Raw genomic sequence first — 15712 nt, forward strand, 5'->3', positions numbered from 1 at the left:
CCAGAGTATACCCGATTGCGACGAATTTTAGAGAGTCTAAGATTTCTATTAAGGATAATTCCGGTTACCAGTCTGCGTAAGGTGTGAGCGGTTCCGGCGGTAAGTCCATATCGCCCTGCCAGCCCGCAGCGGAGTAGCGCACATACAGCAGCGCATGGCTCGGGGTATAGTCTTTCGCTTGCTGGATATCGACGCCCAAACCGACAAACCAGTTGGACGTTACGCGACGTTCCACAATCGCCCGCGCGGTATAGCCGGTTCCGGACGAACTGCTGCCCTCTTCCGGCTCGTTTCTGTCGCCGTATCGTCCCGGTTCATTGGTTGGGATCAGCCCCTGAATCGGGTAGCGCATCCCGTCTTTGGTTTTGGAATGCGACCAGGAGACAGAACCGCCCAGTTCCCAGGACCAATTTTCTGTACGTTTACGCCAGGTAACCGGCACCGCGAAAGAAACGTACTCCTGCGGGCTGTAATAGCCGCCCTGACCCAGCGAATAGGAGCTCAAATCTTTGTCGTAATGCCAGAGCATATTCGACAGACCCACCGTCAGGCGTTCGTTGTTTTTGTTAATAATCTTGTAGTAATAGCCGGTCATCCAACGGATGCGCCAGTTATCCTCAACGTTTTTGCCCTCGAGCGCGTCCATGTTCAGACTCGACCAGATGCCGTTGGCCTCGCCTTTGTCATAACTGATGCTCGCGCCGCCACCGGTGGCACGCACGCCGCCCCATGTTGTGCCGGTGTTAGGATCTTTTTGTCCGGCAAACGCCAGCATGGAGCTGGAGATCGGACGGCGATGGGCGTTAACGGTATAGCCAATCGGCCCTAAATCATTGCTGTAGCTCAGGCCACCCACCACGTCGACGACGTTAAAGCCCATTGGCGTGGTGCCGATGTCCATCGCCCAGGTTTTGTTTTCCCAGCCCACCGCCACGCTCGCGCCGTTTGCGCTTTGATTGGTACTGCCGTGACATGGCGTACCGGCGCACGTGCCCCATTTGGGATCGTAAGTACCGTCTTTGGTCTCAAACGAACCGGCGTTCATATTCACCAGATCGCTGCGGAAGAACATCCGTCCGTCGGACAGCGGAGCATCGACATGCAGCATGGTGGTGTGTGCTTTCAGATCGGAATACCCGCCGGTCCCGCTGGAACCCCAGTAGTCATGCTGCAGCGTGACGTTGAGATCCTGCTGTTGATACAGCTCGCCCGCATCGCTGCGCACGCCGCGCTTAAGCCAATCGTCTTTTTCGTCATTTCGCGTCAGGCGCGTAAAACTGTCGTTATCTTCAGGGCGCGTCGGGGTGATACCGGACGCGACCATCGCATCTTTATAGCTTTCGAGCGCCTGTTGCGGCTGGCCGTTACTGGCCTGGAAACGTGCTGCATCGCGCAGCACCAGCGCGCTGTCCATTGACGGCGGCTGCGATTTAGCCTGCGGAACCAGTTTGCTGAACGTCTGCTCTGCGGCAGCTGTATCGCCCAGCTCAGCCTGCGCCAGCGCAACGCGGCGCTGCATATTCACCGACGGCGGCTCGCTATTTTGCCCGGCGGGCAGTGTCGCCAGCTGTGCGCGTGCAGCGTCTTTATCGCCTTCAGAAAGATAGACTTCCGTCAGGCCAAGAATCGCATCAGTGTTTTGCGGCTCACGCTGCAAAACGGTGGTGTAGGCGGCTTTAGCAGAAGCCCGATCGCCCCGCTGCTGCGCCCAGTCCGCCAGCGTTAAGTCGATACGCGTGGACTGCGGCTGCTGGCGTAATAGCGTTTCCGCCTCACGTTCCTGGCCGCTATCGCGCAGGCGGTTGGCGGTTTCCAGCACCTGATCGCCTTGCAGTCGGTCAGCCAGCTCCTGAATATTGCCGTTCCATTTATCGCGTGAAAGCGTGTTGAGATGCGCCAGCGCGGCACGATCCTGATTATTGCCCGACAGATACAAACCGTAGGCGTAAACCTGTTCCGGATCGCCCGGTTTTTGGCTCGCCAGTTGACGCATCAGCGTATCCGCCTGGCTGCGCTGCCCGGCGCTGTAGAGATCGCGTGACAGACGATAGGTTATCCACACGTTGCCTGGATCGAGCGCCAGCCGACGGCGCTGAATTTCAGCCGCCTGGGCAAAACTGCCCTGGTTTTCCAGCTGTTCCGCCTGCTGCGCGAGCCGGTCATTATCCAGACTGCGCTGGATATCATCGATGCTGCGACGCTGGCTGGCGGTAAGTGACTGGATAAACTGGTCGGCTTTTTCCGGTGATTGTGCGCGATAAATATTGGCCAGCCCGCGTACCGCGTTGCTGTTGCCGCTGTCCATGCGCAGCGCCTGACGATAAAAACGCTCGGCGGCGGCGTTATCTTTGCGTGCAACCGCCGCGTCACCCAGACCAAGCACCGCGTAGCTGTCGGTATTGTCGATGTTGCGCGCCTGCTGGTAATGACGTTCAGCCTGGCTGATATTATTGGCTTTCAGCGCGGCATCGCCCTGCTGAATCAGCAGCCAGTAGCGGTTGACCTTCAGCAGACTGTCCCATTTCCCGCGGTTATCGCTTTGCGGATCGAGCGCGATAGCCTTTTCAAACTGAGTGACCGCTCGCGCACGATCGCCGCGCTGAGAATACGCTTGCCCCAGCGCGCCCACGGCTTCGCTGTCGGCATGATTGGCGCTCACCGCCTGCTGTAGCTCGGCAACGGCTTTGCCGCCCTGGCCTGCTTCAACCGCTGCCAGCCCTTCGGCTTTGGCACGGAACGCGGGATCGGCTAAGCGTTTTTGCTGGTCATCCAACTGCGAGCGGGCTGCGGTGACGTTATCGCCCGTGCTGAACACCTGCAAATAATCCTGCAAGGCTTTGACGCTGGCGGCACTCACCGGCGCATCTTTGATCTGCTGATACCAGAGGTCGGAAGCCGCATCGCGTCCAGCGTTGGATTTCGCCATTTGCCGCAGCACCGCAAAGCCTTCATCGCTGCGCCCGCTCTGGAACAGAAGCTGCGCCAGCGTGTTTTGCAGTTGCGTATCGCCAGGGCTGGTGAGATTAATTTTTTTGAGCTGGTTGATGGCCTCCACGCGACGCGCAGGATTCTTAGCGACAACGGTCCAGTATTCCGTCGCCAGTGCATCGTTTGGCGGATTACCAGCGAAAATTTTGTCATAAGCGTCAATGGCTTCCTGCGTATGACCGGTGGTCGCCAGTAAACGCGCCTGCTGTAATTCCTGACGCCCTTCTGGCGTCGAGAGCAACATGGCGTTTTGCGAAGCCTTATAAGCACTCGAACTCGGCGCGATACCCTTCAGGCGATCCAGCTCTTTTTGTGCGCCCGCGTTATCGCCCTGACGCAGCAGATAGCGGAATCGCGCGGCGATCACATCAGGATTATTCGGGTCGATCAGCTCCAGACGATAGAGCGACTGGCGGACCAGATCTTCGCGTTGCGTCGCTTCACCGAGTCGAACCTGTTCCAGCAACTGTTTTTGCTGGGGAGAGTTGGCGGCCTGCGCCAGCGGCATCAGCGTTAAGCCAAGCGATAAACTGAGTAAACTTAATGAGAACTTGCGCATTCCTGGCCCCAGTCAGGGTGTAATTCACCCTTTGCGGTGAAGCGAAAACGATGCTGATCCCATCCTTGTCCGAACAGGGTCAACACGTAGCTGTAATAGGCGTCATTGCCGGGAAAATGATCGGCGACGCGCTGGCGTTGCACCGCTTGTGCATCGCGGTCCTGTAAAAACGGCAGCAGCGAGGCGGAGAAACCGACCGGGCCATCGCCCGTGGGTTTACCGCTTGCGACATCGACCTTCTCCGGCGGGACGCCATTTTTTGTTGTGAGCGTCGCCATCGGTTTAAAACGTGCCAGCAGTCGGGCTTTTTGCGGATCGCGGTCGTGCATCATGCCCGTCCAGAGATACACGCGAATCGCGTCGTAACTGCCGATAAAGGTTTTTTCTGGCTGCAGTTGCCAGCCTTTATTTTGCTGATACTGCACCCAGTTGGGCACAAATCCTTTTGGCGCGGTTTCCAGCAGTAAACGCAGATTCGTCTCGCGAAGCGTGGTCCACGGCGCGCCAAAGCGGGTGAAATAGTTCGCCAGCTGCGGCGGGAGATAGCTGGGGTTAAAGCGCCAGGCTTTCTCCTCGGTAAAACCGACGTTGCCGGGCAGGAGCATCAGCCCTAAACCCGGCACTTTAATGACTTCTTCGCTGGCGATGCGTTTTAGCAGCGCTTTGCCGGTGGCGGTGTATTGCGGCGCTTTCCACAAACGCCCCGCCTCCAGCAACGTCCAGGCAATCCAGATATCCGCATCAGAGGCAGAGTTTTTGTCGATCACCGCCCAGGTATCCGCATCCTTTTTTCCCCACAACCAGGCAGGCAGATGCTGACTGAGAGCCCCCTGGGCGAGATTATCGCTCGTCCAGTTCAGCAGCAAATCAAAGGCCTTGCGGTCGTTGGCGGCAAGGGCAAAGAACAGCGCATAGCTTTGCCCTTCCGAAGTGCTGATTTTCCGCGCGTCAATGGGATCAATCACGCGACCGCCATCGCTGATGTAGTCCTGTTTAAACTGCTCCCACGCAGGCCAGCTACAGGCCGCACGCGCATTCGCTGCCGCCAGAACCAGCGCGACCATCATCCACCCGCGAAGCGCGTTCATCGTCCGTTACTCGTGATCCGAATGGAGACGACGACGGCTGATGATTCGCAGCAGACGCCACATCACCCACGCCAGCAACACCACGCTGATGGCCGCAAACACCGCCAGCAGAACCGGGTGATTGGACAGCGCATACCAGACGCGCTCAAACCACGGCAAGTGGCCGACATAGTAAACATCCCCCACGCGCAGGCTGTTGACGCCAGACTCACGAATCACCGCCACGGAACCGAACATCGCCGCGCGCTTGCCGCTGTCATTCATCGCCATGTTCAGCAGTTCATACCCGCGTGGGCTGTCCGCCAGCAGGGCGATGACGCTGCGCTGTTCGTTGTACGGAGACTGGAACCCGACAATCGCCGCCATTGGGCCTTCCGAGCTCACATTGGTCTGCACGCTGGCTTCACGGTCTGCGTTATCCGGCATGATGCTTGGGAATGTTGTCTGACGCAGCGGCGTGTTGACCCAGGATTCTGTCGCCTGAACCAGCAAGTCGATACGTTTGTCGTCTTTCAGTTTTTCCGGAATGTTGCCGATCACCATAATATCGGCGTCTTTGTTCTGGATCTGGCTGCCATCATCGGTCAACGTGACGTTAATAGCGGGTAAACCCGTTTGCGCGCCCACGGCGGCCATGGCGTCCAGCAGCGTAGCGATCTGCCCTTCGTTTGGCGTTTTAGGCATCACCACAATGGATTCTGACAGATCGGCCATCCGGCTGAACGGGAAGCTGGCGTTCGCGAACGCACGCAGATCCGGCAGCGCAATGAAGTGATAGTACTTCGAGAAGTCGATAGTCGAATCATCGCCGATAACCACATGATTCTGCACCGGCTGGAAGGTAATACAGTTATCCACCGAGCCACCCGGCATCGGGTTCATGTACTGGAAATCGAAGCGCAACTGGTTGACCGCGCCGAGTTTCAGCGCCGGAATCGAAACGTCCGTTTTACCATCCAGCAGGCCTTGCAGTACCGGCAGACGCAGCAGCAGCTTGTTGGTGTCCTGGCTGCTGGTGAGCGGGAAGGATTGCAGGAACTGGTTGTTCAGGCTGATATCCATCCGCGAGCTGTCTTTGGTTGGCGGCGCGGTGTAACGATAGTTCAGCGCAATATCAATCCCGTTACTGCGCAGCAGGTACATATCCGGCGGCAGATTCAGCGGGACGTTAATCGCTGACGGCTCAAGCCCCGTTGACTGAAGCTGCTCTTCATAGGTTTTCAGCTCGCCAAAGGTGACCGCGCGGTCGGTGCGGATCCAGTTCGGCGCATCGTACGGTTTACGCGCCAGCAGCGGTTTGACTTCGCCAATGGCAACGCTATTGCCACGGAACAGGACGTTGCCCTGCGCAATGCCTTTCGCGGCTTGCACCAAATCTTTATCGTCGCGACCAAAGACCACCAACAGCTTCACATACGGTTTATCCGGATGATTCACCATTTCGACCATTGGCCCTTTCACATCAGGATGGTCGCGCAGGAACGAGGGACGCTTCTCATTGGTGGCAAACACAATGGCGTTGCGGTCGGGCAGTTTGTCGAACAGGACCGGGAAGCTTTGCCCGCGCCAGCCTGAACGGGAGCCAAACCACGAGGTGACGATGGTGGCCGCCTGTTGCTGGGTAATATCCGGCGAACCGGCAAAGACCACCGGCAGATTCAGCTCGCGGTTGTCACGCGGATCGAAGAACGGCACCGGGAAGGCAGAGAGATCGTTTTTCACCGCCAGCGTCTGGTAAGTCATGCTCAGCGAGGAATTGCGGCTCACATCCATCCACAGCGTGCTGCTGGCCGGGTTTTCGCACACGTCGCGATAGTGACCGACAAACTCCAGACGTACGCGGTTAAAATCGGTGATAAACAGCGGATTGATCGGCACCTGCGCCAGCGTTTTTTTGCCCAGTTGCTCTTTGGTGACAGGCAACACGCCCATCAGTTCATCATTGAGATAGACCTTGAGCTGGGACTGAACCGGCAGCAGAGATGGCGATGGCGTGTATTCGAGATTCAGCAGGGCATTCGACACCACCTCATCGCTGCGCATCCCAAACTCAACGCCGCCATTCGGGTTGATACCGCGCAAAATCATGCTGCCCGGCGGCGGTGCGATCTGCGCAAACGTCAGCTTCACGTCACGTGACGGCGTATTTTCAGCCACGATAGGTGCATTCGCCCCGTTAACGCCCGGCATCACCTGCCCAACCGCCTGCGCACCTGTCGGCGTCGCCGGAAGGGTGTTGCCCTCGGTTGGCTGATTTGGCACCACGTTTTCAGTTTGCGTTGGCGCTGCGGTGACCACCGGATCGGTCGCTTGCGCGACGACAGGCACGGTCGGTGCAGGCGTTGCCGCCGTATTTTCAGGCGCCGCTTGAGCCATCATCGCGGGCAGCGCACTCATCCCAACCGCCACAGCACATATCCAGGAAAGTTTTCTTTTCATCGCGTTATCATCATTGTTGAGCCATAACCGGGTCCGGTTGCTGTATCGCCTCATCTCGCTCAGGACGACGAGGGATAAACGACACCACCCAGGAAACCAGCGAGGTAAGTGACCGGAAAATTATTTTCACTGACGGCGGAGCAAATGCTGCAAGGTGGCGATAACCACGGAACCCCAACTTCAGAATATCCAGCAGACTTTCCAGTGGTTTATCTTCCGGGAAGCTGTCCTGCCAGAGCGCCCAGGTATCCGCGCGGGCAAACGTACACTGCACAAAATCGATATGTTGCTTCTTAGTGAGCGGCATCAATTGCAGCCCAACTTCATCCCCCAAAACGCGGACCACCTGCGTCGGGAAGACATACTCCTGCTGGCCGCGCTTGAGCAGCAATTTCACTTTTTGCCCCTCCAGCACTTTTGCCTGGCCGTTGATCTTGATGCCCAGACCGCCGTCCGAGAAGTCCTGAACGGTGCAGGAGAAAAGATGCCCATCTTCGCGGGCAATCGCTGCAGGCATGGAGATTTCGACGCGATGCGCGCGGCGCACCTGTTTACTCTCCACCGACACCGCCACTGCGCCGCCGAGGATAATCAGGTTGTAGAAGACCCACGCGAGGCTCACGATCACGGTCAGCATTTCGCTTTCCGGCCCGTAGAAGTAGCGCCAGATCCCCACCAGCACGCCGACAATATTCAGCAGCACGAGGAAAATGTACGGACGGGAAATCACCCAGTCGACATACTCTTCCTCCACCAGGCCACCTTTGGCGGTAACGTTAAATTTGCCTTTGTGCGGGTTGATCAGCGCCACCAGCGTCGGCGGCGCGATGTACCACGCCAGCACCGTTTCGTAGATTTCACTCCAGAACGAATGGCGATATTTGCCCTGAATTTTTGAGTTCGTCAGGCTGGCGTGAATCATGTGCGGCAACACGAACAGCGCGATCATCAACGCCGGGGCGAAGATGATGTAAGCATGCAGCAGCAGGAAAGCCAGCGGCGCGGTCAGGAAGATCAGCCGCGGAATACCGGACAAGAAGTGGAACATGGCGTTGAGATAACAGAGGCGCTGCGCCATCTTCAGCCCTTTGCCAAACAGCGGATTATCGAGACGGAAAATCTGCACCATCCCGCGCGCCCAGCGAATACGTTGACCAATGTGCGCCGACAGCGATTCGGTCGCCAGCCCCGCCGCCTGCGGAATACGCATGTAGGCGGAGGTATAACCGCGACGGTGCAGACGCAGCGAAGTGTGCGCATCCTCGGTGACGGTTTCGACCGCGATGCCGCCGATTTCGTCCAGCGGAGCACGTCGAATCACCGCGCAGGAGCCGCAGAAGAAGGTCGCATCCCACATGTCGTTACCGTCCTGCACCAGCCCGTAGAACAGCGTCCCTTCGTTCGGTGTTTTGCGGAACCGACCCAGATTGCGTTCAAACGGATCGGGCGAGAAGAAGTGGTGCGGCGTCTGCATCATCGCCAGCTGTTTCTCTTTCAGGAACCAGCCCATCGTCATTTGCAGGAACGAGCGCGTCGGGACGTGGTCGCAGTCGAAGATAGAAACAAATTCGCCCGTGGCGTATTTCAGTGCGTTGTTAATGTTCCCGGCTTTGGCGTGCTCGTGCGTGGTACGGGCGATATATTCCACCCCGACGCTCTGCGCAAACTCGCGAAACTCTTCGCGACCGCCGTCGTCGAGGAGCCAAATCTTAAGCTTGTCTTTCGGCCAGTCGATGCCCAGCGAAGCATAGATGGTGTTTTTCACCACGCTCAGTTCTTCGTTATACGTCGGAACAAAAATGTCGACTGTCGGCCACACACGCGTGTCTTTCGGCAGCGGAACCGGCTGGCGATTCAGCGGCCACACAACCTGGAAATACCCCAGAATCAGGACAATCCACGCGTAAGTTTCGGCAAACAGCAGGACCAGGCCACACACCAGACTCACCGGGTCGTCCCAGTTCAGCGTGGAAGTGTAGCGCCACCAGATGTAGCGGCAGGAGACGGTCAGTGACAGGACAATCAGCATCATCGCCGAGAAACGCCCCGGAATACGGCGCACCAGCAGCGCTACGCCCCAGAGCAACATCAGGAAGATAAACTGCGCGAGCGGGTTAAAGGGCTGAGTAATGCACACCAGCGCCAGAATCAGCGAGAAAACGACGATAATGCCCAGAATAAAGCGGCGTAATCCGGGATGCAGATGCCCCAGCTCTTTCTCGCTCTCAAGATGGCGAGTCTGATTTCTGACGCGGTCGGGCAGGTTTTCGAGCCACTGATGGTAGCGGCCACGCAGGTTTTTAAAGCCGCCCATGCCGCGCCAGCGCGGTTCGGTTTTTTCTTTCTTAGCAGACGTGGCAATCAGCCACAGGGCCTGAATCGCGTAACGCGCAGGATCTAACGGCCTTGGCCTGTCAGGATTCAGATGCGGATACAGTTCGTGATGGCGTGCGCGAATACGCTGCCAGCGTGGGTGTTCGAGCGGGATAAAAATCCAGGCCAGGACCATCCAGAAACAGCCGAGCGCGGCGCTAAATGGCGACGCGCCATGACGGCGGTAATTCCGGTAACGCTCGCTTAAACGGGCGCTGACCGGCGGGATGAGTAACCAGGCGGACGCGCGGCTCATGGGTGGCTCCTGCCCGGTTCCGGACGTCCGGTATAGTGCAGCAGACACCAGTTGGCCAGCGTAAGGATCTCTTCGGCTGCCAGCGAGTCGCCGCGATATTCACCCAGCGGTTGTTTTGATGCCAGGCATTCTGCAATTGCTTCGTCACGATGGACGATCATCGGCAGCAGACGGCGCTGGCTTTGCAGCCACACCTGATACAAATCATCCTGAATTTGGCTGCCGATACGTAAATCATTGATCAGAATATGTGCACCCGCGGGCAGTGCCTGTTGATGCAGGCGAATATGGCAATTGGCATCGGCATTGACGATGGTCAGCATGTGGTCGCAGTGTTCGATTAACTGACGAGTCAGCGGAGAAAAGCCGTTTGGCAGATCCAGCAAAATCCACTGGTAGTGACTTTTTTCCTGCAACAATTGCAGGGCATCCGCAAAATATCCCAGCGTACCAAAACGGGTGTGCAGCGATTCCATCTCGCTCACGGTCAATTGACCAAACGGCAAAATATCAAGCTGCGAGGTATAACGTTGCGCGGTATCACGCCAGTCGCGGCCATCAAGCAGCGCACGCGCCCAGCCGTCGGAGACGTCATAATCGACGTTAAAAGACATGCGCAGCAAATTATCAGGGCAGGCATCAATAACCAGGACAGATTCACCTAATACCTGTAATGACCATCCCAGCGCCGCTGCGATAGACGTCGTGCCCACACCGCCACGAATGCCCTGTAATCCGAGTATGGCCATCAATGGCTCCCTTATTGTTGACGGGCAAATTCAGCTAATAAAGGCCAGCGTTTAATCGCCGCCGCCAACTGTTCCCGTTGGGAAATATCGGTGTAATCTATTTCTGGCAATGAAAATGCCTGGCTAAGCGCCAAAAAATCGTTTTGGAATGTGTACCCCAGGCTAGAATCAACCGGCGTTGCAGGCTCATTATTATGCATTTTAGTTTCATCCCTTTATTAAAACCAAACGAACTACAGACGTAGAAAGGCTTCCTGCCAGCGAAAATTCATTTACATGCTAAATCTGATGCTCTTTAATTTCAATGTTAGGTTTATTTCTGCGCTTTCGCTAGTAAACTGAGATACAGGTAAATTAAACGCCAAGAGGGACACTGTGAACCCCATATTTTCAGTTGGTATCCAGTCATTGTGGGATGAATTGCGCCACATGCCAGCCGGCGGAGTCTGGTGGATTAGCACGGATCGCAATGACGATGCTATAAGTCTGGTGAATCAAACAATTGCAGCGCAAGATAAGGGCGCAAAAGTCGCCGTTGTCACTATGGGTGAAGACCCTAAAAAAATCATCAGACTCAATGAAACGCTCGGTCCCGATAAAGTGCGTTTGTTTTCCATGCCCCTTGAAGAAGATGGTCTATACTTTTTGCCCCGCGATATTCAATGCAGTATCGACCCTGAACATTATTTAGTGATCCTCAAATGCACAAATAATTTTTGGCAAAATATATCTTCAGAAAAACTGCGTCTGTGGCTGGAAAAGATCAATAAATGGGCGCGGGTTCAAAATTGCACGCTGCTGGTAATCAGCCCAGGTAGTAATAATGATAAGCAGTTCTCATTTTTAATGAGTGAATATCGATCCCTTTTTGGTCTTGCCAGCATCTGCCATCAGGCCGACAGCCATCTTTACGATATTGCTTTCTGGTTTAATGAAAAAGGCGTAAGCGCGCGGCAACAACTCACCCTTATGCATAATAATGGCGAGTGGCATGTTGCGCGGCAGGAAGAAACGGTCGTTCAGCCGCGTAATGATGAAAAACGCATTTTGAGTCACATTGCAGTATTAGAAGGTGCGCCTGCGCTTTCTGAATATTGGTCGCTGTTTGAAACCAACGAAGGTTTGTTTAACGAGGCCCGCACGACTCAGGCCGCCACGATTGTTTTTTCGCTCACCCAGAATAATCAAATTGAGGCGATTGCGCGGCAGATCCATACCTTGCGCCGTCAGCGCGGAAGCGCGTTGAAAATCGTCGTGCGTGAGAATACCACCAGCCTGCGCGCCACCGATGAGCGTCTGCTCCTGGGGTGTGGGGCAAACATGGTGATTCCGTGGAACGCGCCGCTTTCGCGGTGCTTAACATTGATCGAAAGCATTCAGGGCCAGCAGTTTAATCGCTACGTCCCGGAGGATATTTCGACGCTGCTTTCGATGACCCAGCCGATGAAACTGCGCGGCTATCAGAAGTGGGACACCTTCTGCGAAGCGGTCAGCAATATGATGAGCAACACGCTGTTGCCAGAAAATGGTAAAGGCGTGATGGTCGCGCTGCGCCCGGTTCCGGGCATTCGTATTGAGCAGGCGCTGACGCTGTGTCGTCCAAACCGTACCGGCGATATCATGACCATTGGCGATAATCGTCTGGTGCTGTTTTTATCCTTCTGTCGGGTTAACGACCTGGATACCGCGCTGAACCACATATTCCCGCTGCCGACCGGCGATATCTTCTCTAACCGCATGATTTGGTTTGAAGACAACTTGATCAGCGCCGAAATCGTACAGATGCAAACGCTGGAGCCTGAGCAGTGGGGCAAACCGCTGCTGATGGCGAGCGATGCGAAACCCGTTCTGAATGCTACGCATGACGGGCACGCCTGGCGCCGTACCCCTGAACCGCTTCGTTTACTGAGCGATGCGGAAGAGAGAGCTTCATCATGAATACCAGCGATATCATTCAGTTGGTGATCGTTTGTGCGATCATTTTCTTCCCGCTTGGCTACCTTGCACGCCATTCGCTGCGCCGTATTCGTGATACGACAAGATTGCTGTTTGCAAAACCCCGCTACGTCAAACCAGCAGGAACACTGAAACGGGCTACACACGTCAAGGCAAACCGAAAACATGACTAATTCTACTTATACTGCTTCGGCACCTTCGCCGCTTTGGCAATACTGGCGCGGCCTTTCCGGCTGGAACTTCTACTTTCTGGTGAAATTTGGTTTGCTGTGGGCGGGCTATCTGAATTTCCATCCGCTGTTAAACCTGGTGTTTATGGCATTTTTGCTGATGCCAATCCCCAACCTGAAGCTACACCGCCTGCGTCACTGGATAGCCATCCCGATTGGTTTTGCGCTGTTCTGGCACGACACCTGGCTGCCCGGCCCGGAAAGTATCATGAGCCAGGGTTCGCAGGTCGCGGGCTTTAGCGCGGGCTATATTCAGGATCTGGTCGAGCGGTTTATTAACTGGCAAATGATCGGCGCGATTTTCGTGCTGTTCATTGCGTGGCTTTTCCTGTCGCAATGGCTTCGCATCACGGTGTTCGTGGTGGCCATCCTGATCTGGCTGAATGTGTTAACCCTGGCCGGTCCGAGCTTCTCTTTGTGGCCTGCTGGTCAACCGACGAACACGGTCACCACCACGGGCGGTACGGCTGCGCCTACGGTCGCCACTGCCGGCGCTACGCCGGTCATTGGTGATATCCCGTCACAAACCGCGCCACCGACCAACACCAATCTCAACGCCTGGCTTTCCAGTTTTTATAACGCAGAAGCCAAGCGCCAGACTAAATTCCCGGATGCGTTGCCCGCCGATGCACAGCCGTTTGAACTGCTGGTGATTAACATCTGCTCCCTTTCGTGGGCGGACGTGGAAGCTGCCGGTTTGATGTCGCATCCGCTGTGGTCGCATTTCGATATTCAGTTCAAAGACTTCAACTCGGCCACCTCGTACAGCGGTCCGGCGGCGATTCGCCTGCTGCGCGCAAGCTGCGGTCAGCCATCACATAAGAATTTGTATCAGCCCGCAGGCAACCAGTGTTATCTGTTCGATAACCTCGAAAAACTGGGCTTCTCTCAGCACCTGATGCTGGATCATAACGGTATTTTTGGCGGCTTCCTGAAAGAAGTGCGCGAAAACGGCGGCATGCATGCCCCGCTGATGGATCAAACGGGTCTGCCGGTTCCACTGCTGGGCTTTGACGGTTCGCCAGTGTATGACGACACCGCCGTGCTGCAACGCTGGCTGCAAACGGTCGGCAAGGACGATAACGCGCGTAGCGCCACGTTCTACAACACGTTGCCGCTGCATGACGGGAACCACTATCCGGGTGTGAGCAAAACGGCGGATTACAAAGTGCGCGCGCAGAAACTCTTTGATGAGCTGGATGCGTTCTTTAACGAGCTGGAAAAATCTGGTCGTAAGGTGATGGTTGTGGTCGTGCCAGAACATGGCGGCGCGCTGAAAGGCGACAGAATGCAGGTGTCCGGGCTGCGCGATATTCCAAGCCCGTCGATCACTAACGTGCCTGCCGGGATTAAATTCTTTGGCATGAAAGCGCCGCATCAGGGTGCGCCAATTGAAATTACCCAGCCAAGCAGCTATCTGGCGATTTCAGAACTGGTGGCGCGTGCGGTGGACGGGAAATTGTTTGTGGAGGACAGCGTGAACTGGAATCAGCTCACCAGCGGCCTGCCGCAGACAGCGGAAGTCTCCGAGAACGCCAACGCGGTAGTGATTCAGTATCAGGATAAACCGTACGTGCGGTTGAATGGCGGGGATTGGGTGCCGTATCCGCAGTAAGCGTTTTCCATATATCCTGACAGGGGAGAGGACTCGTCAGGAATTTTTTTGTTCAAAGCCATGAGATTGCGCCATCAAAATATCGGGCTTTCAACGATGACCTGGTCCGGCTGTAAATCGCTGAGTCGTTGACCGAAGGCCGGGGCGACGCGCAGGGATGCGCGGAGAGGGCGTGACCTGCATGGATGCAGGATCGCGCCCGACCCGAAAGCCGTAGAGAATAAGACGAAGGTATCGCGTAGCGACGATTTTCTTGCCGGGAGCCCGGGTTGCCAGGGCGGCGGCGATTGAGCCGCCCTGGCACGTTCACCGGTTCCGAAATGATAGATAAGCACGAGCTGGAAGTGAACGGAATAATCCACAGAGCCGCATACTCCCTCTCACCCCAGCCCTCTCCCTAAATGGAGAGGGAGTACATCATCAATGTGTGGGGATCCCTCCACTCACGAGGAGAGGAGATCAATCATTGCTCCGCCAACCACACCAACATCTTCAGACTCGCCGAATAATAATCATCCTTCGCGGTGATATCCGGTTCGCCGGAGGATTGCCCCATCGTTAAATCACGCACTGCCAGCAACCCACCTTCCATCATGTAAGGCGCGTATTCATTGGTCGTGACGTTCACCCAGGCGGGCGTTTTCTCACGGCTGAATTGTCCAAACCAGCTGCGCCATGGCGTCAGTGACGGACTTTGCGGACTCGACCAGAGGATATACAGCGGAATACGGATCGCGTCATAGCTCATGCGCGGCGGCCAGGCGTTGGCAGGTGTCAGCTTGCCGCCCGCCGCCAGTGACATCCAGTCAGTCGGCAAATTCGCCGTACCCGTGCCCATTTTGCCCAGCACCTTGTGCCCATCCTGAATCAGCTCGCGCCACACCTGCAAATGACTGCGATCGGCAAAGGCCTGCCAGGCAGGGAAAATAAAGTACGACGGATTCAAAATCACTTCGCTGTTGAGATTAAACCCCTGCGCGCCCGGCAACATCACACGGTAACCCGCATAGCGAATGACCGTGCGCGCCACCAGCGATTTGGTTATCGCATCGGATGCCTGGCTGTAACGCGCGTCATGCCAGCGCGCGTCCGCTTTTAACAACGCCCAGGCGATCAGCGCGTCGCCATCGGAGGCATTATTTTTGTCAGGAATCGGGTCCGGCAGGACCGGATTGTAGCGCCAGTAAAACAGGCCGTTGCTTTTGTTTTTCAACGTACTGTCAGTCCAGTGCCAAAGCTTGTCGAACGCCGTTTTGTCGTCGCTCGCCACTGCCATCAGCATGGCAAAGCCTTGCCCTTCGGTGTGCGAAACGTTGCCGTTGCCAGTGTCGACAACCCGGCCATCCGGCATCAAAAAGCGCGCTTTATAACTCTCCCAGGCCTGACCGGCCTGAGAGAACGGGGAAAACATCACAGTCATCATGACCGCCAGTGCGGCACATGCGGGCTTACGCATAAT

The 15712-nt window shown here is 56.1% G+C and carries 10 protein-coding genes; 3 read left to right on the forward strand and 7 right to left on the reverse strand.

The genetic code is table 11. The annotated features are described in order from the left end of the window. Nucleotides 1-64: 64 nt before the first annotated feature. Genes bcsC through bcsR form a run of 6 tightly spaced genes read right to left on the reverse strand, consistent with a single transcriptional unit; the run spans nt 65 to nt 10652 of the window. Nucleotides 65-3547: a cellulose synthase complex outer membrane protein BcsC gene (gene bcsC, locus ACKI5T_RS17605; protein WP_407439113.1), complete on the reverse strand. Its 3483-nt coding sequence runs from the start codon at nt 3545-3547 to the stop codon at nt 65-67. Beyond that, nucleotides 3529-4635 (reverse strand): cellulose synthase complex periplasmic endoglucanase BcsZ, encoded by a 1107-nt coding sequence (gene bcsZ, locus ACKI5T_RS17610; RefSeq protein WP_407439114.1) that lies wholly within the window; start codon nt 4633-4635, stop codon nt 3529-3531. Before bcsZ ends, bcsC begins: the two co-directional genes overlap by 19 nt. A 6-nt stretch (nt 4636-4641) precedes the next feature. Then, nucleotides 4642-7074 carry a cellulose biosynthesis cyclic di-GMP-binding regulatory protein BcsB gene (gene bcsB / locus ACKI5T_RS17615; RefSeq protein WP_407439116.1) on the reverse strand — a complete coding sequence of 811 codons (2433 nt, stop codon included), beginning with the start codon at nt 7072-7074 and terminating at the stop codon, nt 4642-4644. 10 nt (nt 7075-7084) lie between these two features. After that, nucleotides 7085-9703 (reverse strand): UDP-forming cellulose synthase catalytic subunit, encoded by a 2619-nt coding sequence (gene bcsA / locus ACKI5T_RS17620; protein ID WP_407439118.1) that lies wholly within the window; start codon nt 9701-9703, stop codon nt 7085-7087. Next, nucleotides 9700-10452, reverse strand: a complete 753-nt coding sequence (gene bcsQ / locus ACKI5T_RS17625) for a cellulose biosynthesis protein BcsQ (protein ID WP_015960891.1) — start codon at nt 10450-10452, stop codon at nt 9700-9702. The genes bcsA and bcsQ overlap by 4 nt, the downstream gene beginning before the upstream one ends. A gap of 11 nt (nt 10453-10463) precedes the next feature. After that, nucleotides 10464-10652, reverse strand: coding sequence for a cellulose biosynthesis protein BcsR (gene bcsR, locus ACKI5T_RS17630; protein ID WP_015960892.1), 189 nt, complete (start codon nt 10650-10652; stop codon nt 10464-10466). Nucleotides 10653-10827: 175 nt separating this feature from the next. Between bcsR and bcsE the strand changes: the two genes are divergently transcribed. Genes bcsE through bcsG form a run of 3 tightly spaced genes read left to right on the forward strand, consistent with a single transcriptional unit; the run spans nt 10828 to nt 14253 of the window. Then, a complete protein-coding gene (bcsE, locus tag ACKI5T_RS17635) occupies nt 10828-12390 on the forward strand; it encodes a cellulose biosynthesis c-di-GMP-binding protein BcsE (RefSeq protein ID WP_407439120.1) in 1563 nt (520 codons plus the stop codon). Continuing rightward, on the forward strand, nt 12384-12581 hold the full coding sequence (bcsF, locus tag ACKI5T_RS17640; protein WP_041689557.1) for a cellulose biosynthesis protein BcsF: 198 nt from the start codon (nt 12384-12386) through the stop codon (nt 12579-12581). Before bcsE ends, bcsF begins: the two co-directional genes overlap by 7 nt. After that, nucleotides 12574-14253 (forward strand): cellulose biosynthesis protein BcsG, encoded by a 1680-nt coding sequence (bcsG, locus tag ACKI5T_RS17645; RefSeq protein ID WP_407439122.1) that lies wholly within the window; start codon nt 12574-12576, stop codon nt 14251-14253. The genes bcsF and bcsG overlap by 8 nt, the downstream gene beginning before the upstream one ends. Nucleotides 14254-14716: 463 nt before the next feature. On the opposite strand, the gene ACKI5T_RS17650 is transcribed toward bcsG, so the two are convergent. Beyond that, on the reverse strand, nt 14717-15709 hold the full coding sequence (locus ACKI5T_RS17650) for a glycosyl hydrolase family 8 (RefSeq protein WP_407439124.1): 993 nt from the start codon (nt 15707-15709) through the stop codon (nt 14717-14719). Between the last annotated feature and the right edge of the window lie 3 nt (nt 15710-15712).

It is taken from the genome of Lelliottia sp., assembly GCF_045627565.1.
GTDB lineage: Bacteria > Pseudomonadota > Gammaproteobacteria > Enterobacterales > Enterobacteriaceae > Enterobacter.

What these genes read in the sequence shown, in the direction of transcription:
- bcsC (WP_407439113.1), bottom strand. Translation starts at nt 3,547, where the DNA reads ATGCGCAAGTTCTCATTAAGTTTACTCAGTTTATCGCTTGGCTTAACG.
- bcsZ (WP_407439114.1), bottom strand. Translation starts at nt 4,635, where the DNA reads ATGAACGCGCTTCGCGGGTGGATGATGGTCGCGCTGGTTCTGGCGGCA.
- bcsB (WP_407439116.1), bottom strand. Translation starts at nt 7,074, where the DNA reads ATGAAAAGAAAACTTTCCTGGATATGTGCTGTGGCGGTTGGGATGAGT.
- bcsA (WP_407439118.1), bottom strand. Translation starts at nt 9,703, where the DNA reads ATGAGCCGCGCGTCCGCCTGGTTACTCATCCCGCCGGTCAGCGCCCGT.
- bcsQ (WP_015960891.1), bottom strand. Translation starts at nt 10,452, where the DNA reads ATGGCCATACTCGGATTACAGGGCATTCGTGGCGGTGTGGGCACGACG.
- bcsR (WP_015960892.1), bottom strand. Translation starts at nt 10,652, where the DNA reads ATGCATAATAATGAGCCTGCAACGCCGGTTGATTCTAGCCTGGGGTAC.
- bcsG (WP_407439122.1), top strand. Translation starts at nt 12,574, where the DNA reads ATGACTAATTCTACTTATACTGCTTCGGCACCTTCGCCGCTTTGGCAA.
- ACKI5T_RS17650 (WP_407439124.1), bottom strand. Translation starts at nt 15,709, where the DNA reads ATGCGTAAGCCCGCATGTGCCGCACTGGCGGTCATGATGACTGTGATG.